This window comes from Clostridium sp. DSM 8431, from assembly GCF_900116755.1.
Lineage (GTDB): Bacteria > Bacillota > Clostridia > Clostridiales > Clostridiaceae > Clostridium.
Genome location: NZ_FPBY01000065.1, coordinates 1 through 18,890 on the forward strand (window position 1 = coordinate 1; position 18,890 = coordinate 18,890).

General features: G+C 29.0%; 18 protein-coding genes, 1 pseudogene and 1 riboswitch. Of the genes and pseudogenes, 18 read left to right on the plus strand and 1 reads right to left on the minus strand.

Annotated features, from left to right (window positions below):
• The first annotated feature begins 320 nt into the window (after positions 1–320).
• The 17 genes and pseudogenes from BM384_RS08270 to queC all read left to right on the plus strand — a co-directional run bounded on the left by BM384_RS08270 (position 321) and on the right by queC (position 17,226).
• Positions 321–1,124 (plus strand): annotated as a pseudogene (locus tag BM384_RS08270) (transposase).
• Between the two features lie 15 nt (positions 1,125–1,139).
• Positions 1,140–1,334, plus strand: coding sequence for a hypothetical protein (locus BM384_RS08275; protein WP_090012790.1), 195 nt, complete (start codon positions 1,140–1,142; stop codon positions 1,332–1,334).
• A gap of 697 nt (positions 1,335–2,031) precedes the next feature.
• A riboswitch (SAM riboswitch) is annotated at positions 2,032–2,171 on the plus strand.
• A gap of 121 nt (positions 2,172–2,292) precedes the next feature.
• Positions 2,293–3,255, plus strand: coding sequence for a methionine ABC transporter ATP-binding protein (locus BM384_RS08280; protein WP_090012792.1), 963 nt, complete (start codon positions 2,293–2,295; stop codon positions 3,253–3,255).
• The gene (locus BM384_RS08285; protein WP_090012793.1) at positions 3,256–3,894 is read left to right on the plus strand and encodes a methionine ABC transporter permease; all 639 of its coding nucleotides are present in this window, start codon (positions 3,256–3,258) and stop codon (positions 3,892–3,894) included. It begins immediately after the preceding gene.
• Positions 3,895–3,909: 15 nt separating this feature from the next.
• Positions 3,910–4,719 (plus strand): MetQ/NlpA family ABC transporter substrate-binding protein, encoded by an 810-nt coding sequence (locus BM384_RS08290; RefSeq protein WP_090012795.1) that lies wholly within the window; start codon positions 3,910–3,912, stop codon positions 4,717–4,719.
• A gap of 122 nt (positions 4,720–4,841) precedes the next feature.
• The gene (locus tag BM384_RS08295) at positions 4,842–5,186 is read left to right on the plus strand and encodes a phenylpyruvate tautomerase MIF-related protein (protein ID WP_090012797.1); all 345 of its coding nucleotides are present in this window, start codon (positions 4,842–4,844) and stop codon (positions 5,184–5,186) included.
• A 467-nt stretch (positions 5,187–5,653) separates the two neighbouring features.
• Complete coding sequence (locus tag BM384_RS08300; RefSeq protein ID WP_090012798.1) at positions 5,654–6,274, plus strand: PspA/IM30 family protein; 621 nt, start codon at positions 5,654–5,656, stop codon at positions 6,272–6,274.
• A gap of 18 nt (positions 6,275–6,292) precedes the next feature.
• The gene (locus BM384_RS08305; RefSeq protein ID WP_090012800.1) at positions 6,293–7,258 is read left to right on the plus strand and encodes an SPFH domain-containing protein; all 966 of its coding nucleotides are present in this window, start codon (positions 6,293–6,295) and stop codon (positions 7,256–7,258) included.
• Between the two features lie 237 nt (positions 7,259–7,495).
• Positions 7,496–8,440 (plus strand): ABC transporter substrate-binding protein, encoded by a 945-nt coding sequence (locus tag BM384_RS08310; protein ID WP_090012801.1) that lies wholly within the window; start codon positions 7,496–7,498, stop codon positions 8,438–8,440.
• Positions 8,430–9,191: an ABC transporter permease gene (locus tag BM384_RS08315; protein ID WP_090012803.1), complete on the plus strand. Its 762-nt coding sequence runs from the start codon at positions 8,430–8,432 to the stop codon at positions 9,189–9,191. Before BM384_RS08310 ends, BM384_RS08315 begins: the two co-directional genes overlap by 11 nt.
• Before the next feature lie 14 nt (positions 9,192–9,205).
• On the plus strand, positions 9,206–9,970 hold the full coding sequence (locus BM384_RS08320; protein WP_090012806.1) for an ABC transporter ATP-binding protein: 765 nt from the start codon (positions 9,206–9,208) through the stop codon (positions 9,968–9,970).
• A 13-nt stretch (positions 9,971–9,983) separates the two neighbouring features.
• On the plus strand, positions 9,984–12,005 hold the full coding sequence (cooS, locus tag BM384_RS08325; protein ID WP_090012807.1) for an anaerobic carbon-monoxide dehydrogenase catalytic subunit: 2,022 nt from the start codon (positions 9,984–9,986) through the stop codon (positions 12,003–12,005).
• 156 nt (positions 12,006–12,161) lie between these two features.
• Entirely contained in the window at positions 12,162–13,004 is an 843-nt protein-coding gene (locus tag BM384_RS08330) for a 5'-nucleotidase C-terminal domain-containing protein (protein ID WP_278280903.1), read from the plus strand.
• 182 nt (positions 13,005–13,186) lie between these two features.
• The gene (locus tag BM384_RS08335; RefSeq protein WP_090012810.1) at positions 13,187–15,145 is read left to right on the plus strand and encodes a P-loop NTPase family protein; all 1,959 of its coding nucleotides are present in this window, start codon (positions 13,187–13,189) and stop codon (positions 15,143–15,145) included.
• A gap of 436 nt (positions 15,146–15,581) precedes the next feature.
• Positions 15,582–16,070 (plus strand): QueT transporter family protein, encoded by a 489-nt coding sequence (locus BM384_RS08340; protein WP_090012812.1) that lies wholly within the window; start codon positions 15,582–15,584, stop codon positions 16,068–16,070.
• Positions 16,071–16,072: 2 nt separating this feature from the next.
• On the plus strand, positions 16,073–16,555 hold the full coding sequence (gene queF / locus BM384_RS08345; protein ID WP_090012814.1) for a preQ(1) synthase: 483 nt from the start codon (positions 16,073–16,075) through the stop codon (positions 16,553–16,555).
• Complete coding sequence (gene queC / locus BM384_RS08350) at positions 16,552–17,226, plus strand: 7-cyano-7-deazaguanine synthase QueC (protein ID WP_090012815.1); 675 nt, start codon at positions 16,552–16,554, stop codon at positions 17,224–17,226. The genes queF and queC overlap by 4 nt, the downstream gene beginning before the upstream one ends.
• 56 nt (positions 17,227–17,282) lie before the next feature.
• Here the strand turns inward: queC and BM384_RS08355 are convergent, their stop codons facing one another.
• A complete protein-coding gene (locus BM384_RS08355; protein ID WP_090012817.1) occupies positions 17,283–18,455 on the minus strand; it encodes an AI-2E family transporter in 1,173 nt (390 codons plus the stop codon).
• A 143-nt stretch (positions 18,456–18,598) separates the two neighbouring features.
• Between BM384_RS08355 and BM384_RS08360 the strand changes: the two genes are divergently transcribed.
• Positions 18,599–18,890 (plus strand): transposase (locus BM384_RS08360; RefSeq protein WP_175537318.1); only part of this gene is annotated, 292 nt, incomplete at its 3' end.

The window sequence follows — 18,890 nt, forward strand, 5'->3', positions numbered from 1 at the left end:
TCATTATAGTTATCCGAACACATCTTCTTCATCTCCAAATAATCATTTGTTTAGATACTTGCCTATATTTATCACTTTTATTCATAATACAGCCATTCTAATTAAATGGAAACCTAAAGCCAGTTACACGTAAAATGAGTAAAATGATAGGAAACTTAATAAATGTTAAGCATAGACATATAGTCTTTACCATTCCAGAAGAACTGAGAGACTTTTTTAGAGTAGACAGACAAAGATTAAAGATATTATCGAAATGCGCAGCTAAAGCTGTTACGAGCTGGATGTATAAGCTAAATAAAAGTGAAGAATTTACACCAGGAATGGTTACTGTGATTCATACATTTGGTAGAGATTTAAAATGGAATCCTCATGTTCGCATGATGGTAACCGAAGGTGGAGCAGGCAAAATAACTGAATGGAGACCTATAAGACATTTTTCATATGAGGCTTTGAGATAGAGATGGCAGAAACTTCTATTGGATGCCGTTAAGTCTATTTCAGGAAATAGCAAACCACTTAGAACTATAATAAATAAACTTTATAGAAATAATGTTAATGGGTTCTATGTTCATGCAAAGAGTGAAATAAAATCAGCTAAGATGGCTGCTAAATACGTTGGAAGATATGTTGGACGACCTGCAATAGCAGAGTCTCGAATACTTCAGTATGATGGTATATATGTAACATATAAGTATACAAGACATGAAGATGACAAAGTTGTTATTGAAAAGGTTCATGTATATGAATTTATAAAGAAATTAATAATATATATACCAGAAAAACATTTTAATATGGTTAGATATTTTGGAATATACTCTACAAGAAGTAAAGGAAATTATAATATTTTAAAAATGATTGAAGATAGAATATTAAAACTTAGAAAATCATTAGATAAGTGGCAATATAGAATTTTAGCGAGTTTTGGAGTTAATCCATGCGATTGTCCTATATGTAATAAAAGAATGAAATTTTATGATATTGTTTATCCTAAGTATGGTTCTATGAGGGAATATTTAAAAACTAAAATAATAGAGGGTACTAGAGAAAAACTTGAGGAAGCTCTTGAGATATATGCTATCACAAGAGGAATAATCTATGGTAGAATTAATCCGACATCACGATAGTTGGAGGAATTCAGTATGGAAGAAACAATAAAATATAAATGTACACAGTGTAAGTTGGAAGAAGATATTCCTAAGGAGGTTGTAGAATACTTTGATGAAATGGATCAAAGTAATATAGATGAACCCCCTTGTTTTTCGTGCGAAAAATGCGGAGGTATAATGAGACCTACAAAATATGATGGAGTTTATGGAAAGAAATATAGAGCATAGAAGTTAAGCATAGGATTTTGAGCATCCTATGCTTTTAAATTTTTACTTACAATTAAGTTTCCCGAAGGGAGCGTGGCGTCAGCCACTTTGTCATGCATAGGAAAGTATAAAATTTTTTTTGATGTTAAACACTGATTTTGACTGGCTTTCTCATATGGAAGTTATCAAATACATTAAAAAATAATTGTAGGCCGCAAAAGAACCTAAAAGCAAAATAATTAAATTGTATTTTAATATGAAATTATTTTACTTTTAGAACCTTTTGCATGGCAAAACAAAGCTGCCTCCTGCGCTGAAAAGCGTGGCGTCAGCCACTTTGTTCTATTGGATTTTTAAGCTTATGTAAACTTGCTTTTTGGGAATATTAACCAAGAAACTCCTGCTTCTATAAGTGGGAGTAGATCACTAAAAATATAATTCTAAATATAAAAAATAGGCTCAATTATTGAATAAAGTGATAAATAATTAGCTGAATTTTTAATCTAAGCACTTTTGTAAGCTGAAGCAAATCTTTTTTGGAGGCAATATATAATATCTCAACAATTATTGGATAAACAACAAAAAAATGCAACTTTAGTGTCAAATTTAGTAGTAGAAAATAAATAAAAATAAAAAAATATAAAAAAATACTTTACAAAATATTATTTTTGAAGTAACATATACTTAACAAATTTAACAAAGAAAAAATAAATAAAATTTCTTATCAAGAGCGGTGGAGGGACTGGCCCTATGAAACCCGGCAACCAATATAACATTTTGGTTATAATTTTTTATATATGTTATATATACTGGTGCTAAATCCTGCAATAATTATGTTTAATTATTGAAAGATGAGAGAATAAATGAGTGCGCATAGATTTTAGAGCATCGGAGTTTATTCTCCGATGCTACTTTTTTATAAATTTATAAAAAAAGTAGTAAATTATAGATAAGGAAAATAATTAGGAGGATATTTTACATGATAGAAATAAAAAATGTTTATAAGAGTTTCGGACAGACAGATGTTTTGAAAAATATTTCCATAAACATAAATGAAGGTGAAATATATGGAATAATTGGCCATAGTGGTGCAGGAAAATCAACTCTTTTGCGATGTATCAATGGTTTAGAATCTTACGATAAGGGTTCTGTAAAAGTTATGGGAAAAGAAATAAAAGAACTTAGTGAAAAAGAACTTAGAGTTTTTAGAAAAGATTTGGGAATGATTTTTCAGAACTTTAATTTATTAAAGAGAAAGACTGTTTATGAAAATGTTGCTCTTCCCCTAGAAACATGGGGATATAAAAAAGATGAAATAAATAAGAAAGTTAAAAAACTATTAAATCTTGTAGGACTTGAAGAAAAGATAAATCATAAGCCAGCTTCTTTAAGTGGAGGACAAAAGCAAAGAGTAGCAATAGCAAGAGCTTTAGCACTAGATCCTAAAATTTTATTATGTGATGAAGCTACATCAGCTCTTGATCCTAAAATAACAAAGGATATATTAAAATTACTTTTAAAAATAAACAAAGAACTTGGAATAACAATAGTAATGGTTACTCATCAAATGGAAGTTGTTAAAGAAGTCTGCGAGAAAGTTGCACTTATAGATGATGGAAAGATAGAAGTTGAAGGAAGTTCTGAAGAGCTATTCTTAAAGCCAGGAATATCTTTGAAAAAATTCTTAGGTGAAAATGATGATGAAACATTACCTTCTTCAGGTATAAATATAAGAATTTTATTTCCAGCTAAGTGCTCAGAAAATTCTCTTATAACTAAGATGGCTAGAGATACAAATATTGATTTTTCAATAGTTTGGGGAAAGCTTGAAAAGTTTAGAGATAATGTTTTGGGAAGCCTTGTAATAAATATTGAAGAAAAAGATAAAACAATAATTTTTGACTATTTAAAAAATAAAGACATTCAATGGGAGGTAATATAGATGTTAAAATTACTTGCACCAGCAATAGGAGAAACAATGTATATGGTTGTAATTTCAACTATCCTTGCAGTAATAATTGGTTTTATTCCTGCAATAATTCTAACAGTTACAGATGAAAATGGATTAAGGCCTAATAAAACAATATATAAGATTTTAGATTTTATAGTAAATACCTTAAGAAGTTTTCCATTCATAATTTTAATGGTTGTAATAATTCCATTTACAAGATTACTTGTAGGTACATCAATTGGATCTACTGCAACAATTGTTCCACTTACAATAGCTGCAGCACCATTTGTTTCAAGAGTAATCGAATCAGCATTAAAAGAGGTAGATCCTGGAGTTATAGAAGCTGCAAAATCTTTTGGGGCATCTAATACTCAAATAATTTTTAAAGTAATGCTTAAAGAGGCAGTTCCATCAATAGTTTCAGGAATAACTCTTACATTAATAAGTATTATTGGATATTCAGCAATGGCAGGAACTATTGGAGGCGGAGGTCTTGGAGCTCTTGCAATAAGATATGGATATCAAAGATTTCAAGTAGACGTTATGATTATAACAGTAATTGTGCTTATTATTATTGTTCAGATTTTACAAAGTCTTGGCAATTATTTATATAATAAATTATCTAAATAAAGAGGGGGAACTAAAATGAAAAAGAAAATATTAGCAGGAATATTAACAGGAATATTAGCAGTAGGGCTTATAGGCTGCGGTGGTAGTAAAGGAAGCGATGATAAAACAATAACAATTGGGGTATCTCCAGTGCCACATAAAGAAATTGTTGAGGTGGCTGTTCCGCTTCTTGAAAAGGAAGGTTATAAAGTAGATATTAAAGAATTTGATGATTATGAAACACCAAACACAGCACTTCAAGAAGGAGAAATTGATGCTAATTACTTCCAACACATTGCTTATTTAAATACTACTAACGAAGAAAAAGGTTATGATTTAACTTATACAGCAGAAATTCATATTGAGCCAATGGCAGTATATTCTTCAAAGGTTAAATCTATTAGTGAGATTGCAGACGGTGCAACAATTGCAATTCCAAACGATCCATCAAATGAAGCAAGAGCTTTAAGAGTTTTACAAGGTGCTGGTCTTATAAAGGTTAAAGATGGTGAATTAATTACTGTAAATGATATTACTGAAAATAACAAAAACTTAAAATTCCAAGAAATCGAAGCAGCTCAACTTCCAAGAACATTATCAGATGTTGATGCAGCAGTAATTAATGGTAACTATGCATTACAAGGTGGACTAGATGCTACAAAAGATGGATTATATTCAGAAGATATTAATCAAGAGTCTTTAAAGGACATGAGAAATATTTTAGCAGTTAAAAAAGGAAATGAAGATTCAGAAAAAATACAAGCTTTAACTAAGGCATTAACTTCACAAGAAGTAAGAGATTTTATTAACGATAAATATAAAGGAACTGTAGTTGCAGTATTCTAGATTCTAAGATTATTAGGATTTCTAAGACTTTTAAAATTTATACTATTTCAAATATGAGGAAAGTATAAATTTATATTGTGCTATAATATTATTAATAAAAATAAAAAAGGGAGGTTTTATCCATGCCATACATAGGATCAAAGGTAACAGTAGAATTAAGTAAAGAAAAAAAGGAAAAATTAAAATCAGAATTAGGTAAAATAATAGCTGATATTCCAGGTAAGTCAGAAAAATTTTTAATGGTTGGTTTCGAAGATAATTATTCTTTATATTTTGGTGGAGAAGAATTACAATATGGAGCCTTTGTAGAAGTTAAGGTATTAGGACAGGTAGAAAAAAAGTATTTTGAAGAAATAACTAAAGATATTTGCAATTTATATGAAAGTGAATTGAATATACCTAAGGATCATATTTATATACAATATGAAGAAGTTAAGCATTGGGGATTTAATGGATTTAATTTTTAATAAAGATAAAGTTTAATGGAAAAGCTATCGTATGAGTACAATACGGTAGCTTTTTTTACATATAGGAAAATTTAAAATTTCTTTAAGAGCGAGCACTGATTATTACTGATTTTCTTATATGTGAGTTGTCTAATACGTTAAAAAATAATTGTAGTGCCCCAAGAGAACCGAAAAGCAAAATAATTAAATTGTATTTTAAAAGGAAATTATTTTGCTTTTAGAACCTCTTGCATGGCATAACAAAGCTGCTTCCTGCGCTAAAAAGCGTGGTGTCAGCTACTTTGTTTTATAAGTTCCAGTTACCAAATATAAAATTTGGACTGTCACTTATATAAATCATAAAAGGAATGAATAGAATATATAAATGAAAAAATTTAGTTTTTGTGAATTAATAACAAAAAGTTGAAAAATATAGTATAATCATAACATATTATCCATAACATATTATCATTGAATGGGAGGCAATTATGGGAAGTACGCTAACTAGAATAAAAAATATAATGTCTTGTAATGTTAGAAAATTTTTAGCTAATAACAAAAAAAGCGAAGATGAAATTAGGCAGTATATAAGAAAATTTGAAAGTGAAGCAGGGAAATTAAAGGCACAGTATGAGTCTATTTTGGCTGAAGAAAAGAGAAGAAAAAGAGCTCTTAATGAATGTGAAGATTCAATAGCTAAAATGGATAGGTATATAAAAAAATCTTTAGAAGGTGGAAATTCTAGTGATGTAAGATTATTTGAAGATAAAAAAAGTTCTTATATGGACGAGAAGATTAAATTAGAAAAAGCTTATGAAACAGCTAAGAAAGCAGCAGATAAAATAAAGAATGCTGAAAGTAAAGTATTTTCTGATATAGAAATTTTGAAAGAAATATTAGATAATATAAATGAAATGAATGTAAAATCAGAAGAAGATTATAAAAAAAGTAAAATTAATAATACTCTTAAGGACTTAGAAAGGGAAATAAATAGAAAGTCTGCAGAAGCTGAAGGAATGAAAGAAATAAATGAATTTTTATCTGAAAGTTCTTCTGAGGATGATGACCTTGACAAGTTATTTGAAGAGTTGGAAAATGATAATAAGTAAAATTTAGGAGGATGACGTATGGGTCTTTTTAAAAAACAATTTGCAAATATTGTTGAATGGGAAGAATATAGAGACGATATATTATTCTGGAAGTGGAATAATAAAGAAATAAAAAAGGGATCAAAACTTATCATTAGACCAGGCCAAGATGCTATTTTTATGTTTAATGGTAAAAGAGAAGGTATATTTAAGGATGAAGGAAGCTATGATATAGAATCTGAAATTATACCATTTTTATCTACTTTAAAAGGATTTAAATTTGGCTTTAACAGTGGGCTAAGAGTTGAAGTTTTATTTATTAATACTAAAGAAGTTACAGTTAAGTGGGGAACTAGACAAGCAATTAATATACCACACCCAAGTCTTCCAGGGGGAATGCCAATAAGAGCACTTGGAACTTTTAACTGCAAAATTTCTGACTATATAACATTTATAGATAAAATAGCTGGAGTTAAGAACCAGTATACTATTGATGATGTAAAAGAAAGAATTATATCAATGCTTGATCAATTACTTATGAAGTGGATAGTTAAGGAAGGAAAAGATATGTTTAACCTTCAAGCTAATTCCTTCGATATATCAAAGGGAATATGTGAAGACCTTGATATGGAAATGAGTAAAATTGGAGTAGAAATTACTAATTTTAATATTGGCAACTTCTCATATCCAGAAGAAGTTCAAAAGATGGTTAATAAAGTTGCATCTCAAAGTATGGTTGGAGATGTTAATAAGTATCAACAAATCGGCATAGTTGATGCTATGACAAATGGAAAAATGGGCGGAGGATCAAATTTAGCATCTGATATGATGGCAGCTCAAATGGGTATGCAGATGGGAAAACAGATGATGGATAATATGAATAATGCAAATAATAATTCAGAAGCTCAAAATAGTCAGGTTAAAGGTCCTAAATTCTGTCCAAACTGTGGAACTAAAACTACAGGTGGAAAATTCTGCTCTGAATGTGGAACAAAGCTTTACTAATTTAGAATTAGAAATTTAGAATTTAGAATTAAGGAAATAAGAAAAAGGTGCATCTGTGAAAGATTTAAAAATCTTCAAATGCATCTTTTTCTTATTTTTTCATTTTGAATATTATTACATAAGAGAATAAAAATATATAAAAAAGTATAAAATGGTTGACTAGGGTGAAAATAGTGATATAATACTAAACATATCATACTTATAATATAAGTATTATTTGAAAAGGGGGCAGGTAATATGAAGTTTAAGAAAATAATTATTTATTTAATGATAGCTATCTTTTCTATTACTTTAATTGGGTGCAGCAATAATAAAGAAGAAAAAGGAAGTGTAAAAATAGGCTATCTAGCAATTACTCATGCATTACCACTATATATAGAAAAACAAATAGAAGATGGAGATATTGAACTTATTAAGTTTGGATCATGGCCTGAACTTATGGAAGCTTTAAACTCAGGAAAGATTGATGGGGCATCTGTTTTGAGTGAATTAGCTATGAAAGCTAAAGGTCAGGGAGTAAATTTAAAGGCAGTAGCTCTTTCTCATAGAGATGGAAATGCTGTTGTAGTTAATGAAAATATTGAAAGTGCAAAAGATTTAAAAGGTAAAACTTTAGCAGTACCTAATAAGCTTTCAACACATTATATTTTATTATATGAGCTACTTAAAAGAGAAGGCATGACATTTAATGATGTGAAAATTACAGAAATTCCTCCATCTGAAATGGCAGTAGCACTTCAGGAAGAAAGAATAGATGGATATTGTGTAGCAGAACCTTTTGGAGCTAAAGCTGTTGTTAATGGAAATGGTAAAATTATAAAACAGTCATCTGAGCTTATAGAGAATTCTATATGTTGCACTCTAGTTTTTAGGGGAGAATTCATTGATGAAAATAGAGAAAAAGCAGAGGAAACCCTTAGAAAATATCTAGAAGCAGCAGAGTATCTAGAAGAAAATGAGGAAGAAAAGGAAGTACGTGCAAAGGAATTTTTAAAGGTTCAAAAAGAGGTGCTTGACTTATCTTTAAACTGGATTAATTTTAAGAACTTAAGAATAGAGAAAAAAGATTATGAAACAATAAGCGGGTATTTAAAAGAAATGAATTTATCAGATAATATTCCAAGTTATGAAGACTTTGTTGATAATTCATTAATTGATGGGGTGATTAATAATGAAAAATAAAAAGAAAATTATAAATATAGTTATTAGCATAGCTATACTTTTAGGGGTATGGACACTTTTATCTAGCATGGGGCAAAGTGGAAAATCAGCAGTGCCATCACCATATAAAGTTATTCTTGCAATAAAAGAAATGATAGATGATAAAATTTTGTTTCAATATATAGGAATAAGTTTATATAGATTCTTTATAGGATATATTTTATCAGTAGTTGTAGCAGTAATATTAGGCCTTATATTAGGTTACTATAGAAAGGCATGGGATATTGTAGATCCAATAGTTCAGATTTTAAGACCTATATCACCTACAGCATGGTTTCCTTTTATAGTTATAGCCTTCGGAATAGGAAATCTTCCAGCTATAGTGATAATTTTTTTAGCATCTTTTTATACAGTACTTATATCAACAGTTACAGCAGTTAAAAAGATAGATGAAATTTATATAAAGGTAGCAGATACCTTTGAAATTAAAGGACTAAGTCTTGTTACTAAAGTTATTTTTCCAGCAATATTTCCAAGTATAGCAAATTCAATGCATATTGCACTAGGAAGTGCTTGGATTTTCTTAGTAGCAGGTGAAATGGTAGGAGCTCAGTCAGGACTTGGATATTTAATTATAGATGCGAGAAATAATCTTAGAAATGATATGCTTCTTGCAGGTATAGTTTTAATTGGTGTTATTGGTTTGATTTTAGACAAGCTAATTGGTCTTTTTGAAAGTAAGATAAATTCTAAATGGGGAAGATTTGCATAAAGGGGGAAAATATTATGAGTATAGAAGTTAAGGGAGTATCTAAAATATTTGAAAGAAATGAAAATAAGGCACTTCATAATATTGATTTAAATATTAACACTGGAGAATTTGTATGTCTTTTAGGACCATCAGGATGCGGAAAAAGTACATTAATGAATATGATTGCTGGATTTTTTAAACCAACAGAAGGGAATATTTACATTGATGGCGAAATAGTAGATAAACCTACTATAGATAGAGTTACTATTTTTCAAAATTATGGTCTTCTTCCTTGGAGAACTGTTGAGAAAAATGTACAGCTTGGTCTTGAAAGTCAGAAGCTTGCAAAGAAGGAAAGAAAAGAATTAAGTGATAAATATATAAATCTTGTTGGACTTCAAGAGTTTAAAAACAGTTATCCATCAGAATTATCTGGAGGTATGAAGCAAAGAGTAGCTATTGCAAGAGCATTAGCTGTTAGACCTAAAGTATTATTTATGGATGAACCTTTTGCAGCTCTTGATCCTGTAATAAGAGTTAAGTTACAAGAAGATTTAATTAATATTTGGAAAAAAGAAAAGATGACAGTTATATTTGTTACTCATGATGTGGAAGAAGCTATTTTTCTTGGAACAAAGATAGTTATTATGGCACCACATCCGGGAAGAGTTAAGCAGGTAATTGACAATCCTATTGAAAAAACTGTAAAGAGAAGCGGAACAGAATTTTATGGACTTAAGGATAAAATATTTCATTTTCTTCAAAGCAATGCTAATGAAAAGGTTGAATACTATATTTAGGGGGCAAAAATAAATGAACAATATATTAAGAGAAAATTTCGGAAAAGTAAAATTTCATCATGAACTAATTGGGGAAGACAAACATCATCACCATCACCATGATGGAATAAGTGATTATGTAAATGCAGTTAATGAATATAGAAAGACTTTTCCTTCAAAACAAGATGTTATTGAAAATACTCCAGATCCAGCAGTTAAAGAAATGATATTGCATATGGAGCAAATTGGCTGTGATACAACTTTTGATAGATTTGATAATCAAAAGCCACAATGTACTTTTGGACTTGCTGGAGTATGTTGTAAGATATGTAACATGGGACCTTGTAAGATAACAAAGAAGAGTCCTAAAGGGGTATGTGGAGCAGATAAAGACTTAATTGTTGCTAGAAATATTTTAAGAAGTTTAGCTGGAGGAGTTGCTTCTCATGGAGCTCATGCAAGGGAAGTATTAATTTCTTTGAAAAAAGCAGCGGAAGGACAACTTGATATTCCTATAGTAGGAGAAGAAAAAGTTATAAATACTGCAAAACAATTTGGAATAGATATTGAAGGTAAGACAATTAATGAGGTAGCTTCAAAGCTTGCAGATGTATTACTTGAAGATATAGGAAGAGTTCTTCCTGGAGAATATAAAACAATCTCTGCTTGTGCGCCAGAAGAAAGACAAAAGGTTTGGAAGGAGCTTGGTATACTTCCTATTAGTGCCTACCATGAAGTTTTTGAAGCATTACATAGATCAACAGCTACTACAGATGGGGATTGGCGTAATATTATGCAGCAATTCTTAAGACTTGGATTAACTTTTGTATTCTCTGGAGTTGTTGCTTCAAATATTGCTACAGATAGCTTATTTGGTATCGGTAATAGATGTACATCAAAAGTTAATGTAGGAGCTTTAAAGAAGGGATATGTAAATATAGCTGTTCATGGACATCTTCCAGTTTTAGTTAGTGAAATAGTTAAGGTTGGACATAGTGAAGAATTTATTGAATTAGCTAAAAAGCATGGAACAAAGGGTATTCAATTCTATGGAATATGCTGCTCTGGTCTTTCAGCAATGTATAGATATGATGGAGTTATACCTTTATCAAATGCAGTTGGAGCAGAACTTGTTTTAGGTACAGGAGCCTTAGATTTATGGGTTGCTGATGTACAAGATGTTTTCCCAGCTATAATGGATGTTGCTAAATGTCATAAAACAACAGTTGTAACTACTAGTGATTCGGCAAGACTTCCAGGGGCAGAGCATATAGCTTATGACCATGAATTATCTAATTTAAATGAAACTAATAAAATAGCTAGAAAGATAGTTACAAGAGCAATTGAAAGTTTTTCTGAAAGAAGAGGAATTCCAGTATTTATACCACCTTATGAAGTAGATGCAGAAGTAGGTTTTTCAGTAGAATATATAAATCATAAGTTTGGAAGCATGGAGCCAATATATGAAGCTATGAAGAAAGGTGAAATACTTGGAATAGCTAATGTTGTTGGATGTAATAATCCTAGAGTGATATATGAAAAAGCAGTAGTTGACGTGGTTGACGAATTATTAAAGAATAATGTATTAGTTTTAACTAATGGATGTGCATCTTTCCCGTTATTAAAACTAGGTTATTGTAACTTAGAAGCTTTAAATAAGTGCGGTGAACCTTTAAAGAACTTCTTATCACCAGACCTTCCTCCAGTATGGCATATGGGAGAATGTATTGATAATGCAAGAGCAACAGGAGTTTTTGCAGGAGTAGCAGGCTTTGCAGGTGCAGCCCTTAAAGAAATGCCTTATGCACTGGCAAGTCCTGAATGGTCAAATGAAAAAGGAATAGGAGCTTCTCTAAGTTTTAGACTACTTGGAATTAACTCTTATCACTGTGTTTATCCACCAGTTCATGGTTCAGATAATGTTATGAACTTTATAATGGAAGGAACTAAGGATACTTTAGGATCAGAAATGATAGTAAATGTAGATGCTAAAAAGTTAGCAGCTAGAATTATAGAAGATATGAAAGAAAAAAGAAAAAAATTAGGATGGGATTAATTCACAAATAGAATATTTTTTGAAAAGCGGAGTACTATATATAGTATTCCGTTTTTTGCGTATAAAATTTCTTTAGTAGCCAGTATCAATACTATAGCCTTTTTTATATGTAAATTTTTTAATATCTTAAAAAATATAAAAAAATTTAGGACTCACATTTATTATTCAAATCTTACTGATCTAGGCGTAAAGGTATCAGAAACAATGAGATTAGTAGCAAAAACAGATGTAGCAGTTAACAATGGAGGAGGTATAAGAAGAAGCCTAGAAGAGGGAGAAGTTACTGTTGGAGATATGTATGAAATACTTCCATTTGATAATTATATAGAAACAATGGAAGTTACAGGAGCTACTTTAAAGAATATAATTCAGTATGGAATTAATCCTAAAGATATAGGATGGGGACAATATGCAGGAATTAAGGTATATTATAATCCAGAAACTTATGAAATCAATGATATAACATTACTTGATGGAACTAAAGTAGAAGATGATAAGTATTATACTTTAGCAACTAATGATTTTATGGTTACAGATGGAGATGGATATGATTTTAGTAATGCTAAAAATATCTATAACACTAATATATGTATGAGAGATTCTATTATGGATTACTGGAAGGAAAATAGAGTTCCTGCAGGAGAAACTAAGCTTTTACTAGAAGGAAAGGCACCAGTTATTAATAATGAGGATAATAATACTGGAAGGGATAATATAGAAGGCGGTAATTTAGGAGACATTACTATAGAAGATAATAATGCAGGAAATAATACTGTAGAAAATGGTACAGAAAGCAACATAGATGTTAATAATTCAAAGGATGAGTTAATAGCAAACTCAGATAAGAATAATTCTACAGATAAAACTTCTAAGGTTACTAATAAAAATAATGCTGCTAAGACTTATGATAATGCTGAAGTTCAAGTATATACACTAATGATTTTATTAGCTATTTCAGGAGTGGCAGTAGCAGCATCAAGAAAAAGAAAAAGAGCATAGTTTAAAATTTATTTAGCAGGATGCAAAATGCATCCTGCTAAATAAATTTTTCGCATGGATCAACCAAGTTACTTTCTCAGCTGAAAAGTTTGGAGTAAGCTACTTTGATTTGAAAAATAAAAAAGGAATATATGTAAAAATGTAGAATTTAAAGTGTGGGAATACAATTTTGGAGGGGTTTAATGAGTACTAGAGAAAAAAATAAATTACAAGTTAAGGATAGAGAAAATAGTATTTTTAGTATAGATAGAGCAGCAGTTTTTAATGATAAAGTAGAAAGTTTTCATGAACTAAAAAGTTCCATATTTCTGAAAAATTATAGGAAGGCTGCAGGAATTATTAAGGAAATAATAAAGGCTTCTGAAGTTTTGGGGAATGTTAATAACATGATTACTTTTACAGGAAATAGAGGAAGTGGAAAAACAACTTTACTTAGAAGTTTTGCTTCTTCACTTAAAGAGGATTCTATAAAAAAAGTTCAGATTAAAGAATATGAAGATATATGTGAATACAGATTTGATGTATTGGAAACAATGGATTTAAAAGATAATTTTGGGGATAATATAGTAAGTCATATTTTATATAATTTTTATAGGTCCTTTGAGGATAAAGAGGTAAATAAAGAGGATGAAGAATATAAAGAAATAGAAAGAAGATTTAACTCTTTATTTAATATTGCAGATTATAGCATGGTAGATAATAAGAAAAAAATAGATTTAAAAAAGGAAATAACAGAGCTTATTTATATATATCTTGATTATTTTAATGAAGATTATTTAGTTATTTCTCTTGATAACATAAATAATGATATAGAGAAAGTTGAAAGATACTTTAAAAATAAAAAGGTTATTATATTAAATACTATTGATAAAAGTATTTTGGAAAGTAAGAACTTTAAAGATTATAAATTAGGGTACATAAATAGCTATATTTATATAAGAGAAATGGATTTTTATAATTGTAGCATTAATATTGATGAAAGTTATTTTTCAAATATAGATTTTGCAAAGGGTAATAGCATTTATGATCAATTAAGAGAATTCTTTAAACTTAAATTTAATTATTATATTACAGATTATGAAAGCTTTAAGGCTATAGTAAGTGATAATTTAAAAGAGTTTATTAATTTTATTATTTTTATAAATGATATGGCCCTTGAAAAGGATAAAATAGAGATTATTAGATTCCTTGAATCTAATATAATAAATAAGCTATCAGAGAGTAAATATGAAACTATATTAAAAGGAATATTAACTAGTAACTTAGAGGATATGAACAAGTATGTATTCATTAAAATTTCAGAGCTTTTATCAGAAAAAATGAGTAGAGGACATTTAAAGATAGAGATTGAAAAAACAATTTCATATATTATGGAATATAAATATATGATTAAAGAAAATAAAGTGTCTTTAGGCAATATAATAACAATTATAGATTTTTTAAGAATGTATATTGAAGATGAAGAGGAAAAGCTATTTATCGAACTATTAAAATTCATATATACAATTAAACTTCTTTTTGAATTTCACATTAACAAAGATAAGGTTATTAATAGTTTAGGTTTAGATTATTTTGGTGAATATTTAGGCATGAGATATAAGGATAATAAATTTACAAATCTTATTGAAATAAATAGTAGGAAAAGTGCAGAAGATATAAAATACTATTTTGGTAATAGAAAAAATATATTTAATTCAGTATTACAGCCCTCTGAAGATAATAAAAATATTTATTCATATTTGGTATCAGATAGTAGTAATGAGTTTTTTGAAGAGTCTTTATATAAACAAAGATATTATAATTTGAAAAATTTAAACTTTATTTCTTATAGCATTATTAATAACCATAAGGAAAATGATAGTTTATTTTTCTGTATACTAAATATAAACTGCTGGATGGATATATTAGATAAACTTAGTGAAAAACTACAAGAAAGTGAAGCTAAGAAAAAGAATTATATTATTATAACTATGGAGTATCTTAATGATATTATAAAGGATATAAATTTTGATAAAAAGGATTGTGATTTTAACTTTAAAGATATAGAAAGTGAAGGCTTTATTGATAGCTTGGAAGTAGAATTTTTACAAAATCTTAATAATGATTTAGCAAGGGCTGAATATTTATATACTTATAGGTAATGATTAGAAATAAAAAACTTGAATTTTAATATTATATATTATATAATTTCAAGTGATAATCAAATAAGACAGTTCGTAACCATCCTGTCTTTAAACAAAACTAGGGATTTATATAGAACTATAATTTTGTTTTTAAGGTGGAGATGACTCCACCTTTTTAATGCAGAGGAAAGTATAAAATTTTTTTGATGTTAAACACTGATTTTGACTGGCTTTCTCATATGGAAGTTATCAAATGCATTAAAAAATAATTGTAGGCCGCAAAAGAACCTAAAAGCAAAATAATTAAATTGTATTTTAGTATGAAATTATTTTACTTTTAGAACCTTTTGCATGGCAAAACAAAGCTGCTTCCTGCGCTGAAAAGCGTGGCGTCAGCCACTTTGTTCATGTAAAAAGATACTCTTTACATTAATTATTTTCAGGAGGTGATAAAATGGAATTAAAAAATAGCAGATCTAGAACTAAGAAATTAGTTATTTCAGCCTTAGTAATAGCAATTTATGTTGTAATAATGACTATTACTCAAAGTTTTGCCTTTGGAGCAATTCAAGTTCGTATAGCTACAAGTATGTATGCTTTTGCTTATATCTATCCATTCCTAGTTTTACCCCTTGGCTTAGCCAATATTATATCTAATATGGTTCTTGGAGGACTTGGGTTCTTTGATATTTTTGGAGGAGGGTTAGTTGGAATTATGGCTTCTCTTATGGTTTATGCTGTAAGAAAGTATAATAAAAATATTACCTTAATAACTCTGCCAATTATATTTGTGCCAGGACTTGTAGTTCCAATATGGTTATCACATTTAACTGGAGTGCCTTACAAGGCATTAGCTCTAAGTTTAAGCCTTGGACAGGTTATACCTGCAATTGTAGGTTTAGTGCTAGTTAGTAAACTAAAAGATAAGATAGGAGACCTTTAAAAATGAGAGATGACTTAAATTTAAATTCTTTAGGAAATAAAAATGTTAAGTATGATTTTGGTTATACACCAGAAGTATTAGAAACATTTATAAATAAACATCCTGAAAATGATTATTTTGTAAAGTTTAATTGCCCAGAATTTACAAGCTTATGTCCAATAACAGGTCAACCAGACTTTGCAACAATTTATATTTCATATGTACCAGGTGAAAAAATGGTAGAAAGTAAATCTTTAAAGTTATATTTATTTAGCTTTAGAAATCATGGTGATTTCCATGAAGATTGTATGAACATAATAATGAAAGACCTTATAAAACTTATGGATCCTAAATACATAGAAGTATGGGGTAAATTCACTCCAAGAGGAGGAATATCTATAGACCCTTACTGTAACTACGGTAAGAAGGGAACTAAATGGGAAGAAGTTGCCTTTAATAGACTTACTAATCATGATTTATACCCAGAAAAGGTGGACAATAGATAATGAGTGCACTAAATAAAGAAGAGGCTTTAATTGTACTTAGTGGTGGACAAGATAGCACAACTTGTTTGTTTTGGGCTAAGAAGAATTTTAAGAAGGTAAGAGCTATAGGCTTTGATTATGGACAAAGACATAAAAGAGAATTAGAATGTGCTAAGGCTATATGTGATAAATATGATGTTCAATATGATATTTTAGATATGGGGCTTTTAAATAGTCTTACAACAAATTCTTTAACTAGAACAGAAATTAAAGTTGAAGCAGCAAAGGAAGGAGAAAGTACTCCAAATAGTTTTGTAGAAGGAAGAAATATGGTGTTTTTAACTTTTGCAGCTATCTTTGCTAAAAGTAATAATATAAAACACATTGTTACAGGAGTTTCTCAAAGTGATTTTTCAGGATATCCAGACTGTAGAGATAACTTTATTAAATCATTAAATGTAACATTAAATTTAGCTATGGATTATAATTTTGTTTTGCATACTCCTTTAATGTGGCTTGATAAATGTGAAACATGGGAACTAAGTGATAAGCTTGGAGTTTTTGATATTATAAAGAATGAAACTTTAACGTGCTACAATGGTATTGTAGGTGATGGATGTGGAGAATGTCCTTCATGTAAACTTAGAAAAAGAGGATTAGAAGAGTTTTATAAAATAAGAAATAATCATTAATAAAAAGATTCAATTAAATGACTTTAACATATCATTTAATTGAATCTTTTTACTTTTTAAGTTTCTTTTATTTTTTTATCATACCAAAGGTTGAATAAAACTTTAAAGGATGCAGCAAGAGGTACAGCTAAAAGCATACCTAAAAAACCACCAGTGCTTCCACCAACAATTATAGCAAGCATTGTGAAAACTGCATGTAATCCAACACTATCTCCAACTATTTTTGGAGCAAGAAGATGGTTATCAAGCTGTTGAACTACTATCATGGCAACAACTGCATAAATTATTTTAATGTAGCTTCCACTTAATAAAGCCATAGTTCCAGCTAAAATAGTTCCAGCAATAGGACCTACATAAGGAATCATATTGCATATACCTGAAATTAATCCTATAACAGGGGCATAATCTATTCCAGCTATCATAAGAGCAATAGTAGATAATACAGCTACAATAAATGCTTCTAAAAGCTGACCACGTATAAATTTGAAAAATACATCATGGATAATAGAGAATACTCTTATTATATAAATTCCAGTTTTACTTTTTCTAAATATTAAATAGTAAAGTTTTTTAAATAATCCTATAAAATATTCTGAGTCCTTTAATAAATATACACTTATAATTATTGCAATAAAGAAGGAAACAATATTACTTCCCCAGCTCATTACATGAGAGCTTAAAGCTCCAATATTACTAACTAAGTAATCTTCAAGTGAGGATATTACATTAATAATATAAGGATTAAGCATATCAATAATTGGATTATGTAAATCTTTTAAGGTTGTTTCAACAGAATTAGCATCAAAAGATGAATTGTAAGTATAAGATTTTATATATCCAATTATATTGGTTAATGAGGTATTTTGAGAAATTTGACCTCCAATCATGAAGTATATTCCACATATAAGTCCTGTAATTATACCAATTATAAGAAGATAGGCTGTAAATACAGATATTATTCGTCTATTACCTTTGTTTTTTACTGAATATAATCTATTTTTTTCAAGAAATTTTTCTATAAACTTTGTTATAGGATATAGTAAATAAGCTATTGCAGCGGCTATTATAAGAGGTTTTATCAAAGAAAAGAAAGTACCTATTACTGAAGTTACTGCCTTAAATATACCAGATATATTAGAAATAATAGAAAAGGATATGTATATAGCAATGGCTGTAAGGGTTGTATATATTCCTATTTTTAAAAGTTTAGTATCTACTTCTATTTTCATAAAATTTATCTCCTTTCATAATAAAATAATAACTTATATACTACTTTTTTGAAAGTAAAAAAAAGGCTGTATTTATAAGCTGATATGATACCTCTAAAGTAGACATGGTAAATAACCAAACTCTACTTTGGAGGTATTTTTTTATGGGAAGAAAATTTAAATATTCAGTTGAAGATAAAATACAAGCGGTTAAGGATTATCTTTCAGGACGGAAGACTACCAAACAAATATGTTCCGAACTAGGAATAAGATACAACAGTAATCATGGAAATATAATCCGTGTTTGGGCTAAAAAATATAAACTATTTGGGGAATCTAGTTTGCATGATAAGCCTCATAATAAATCATATTCTTCTAACTTAAAAACAGAAGCAGTAGAAGCTTATATTAGCGGTGAAGGTAGCAAGGAAGAAATTTGTTTTAAATATGGCATTT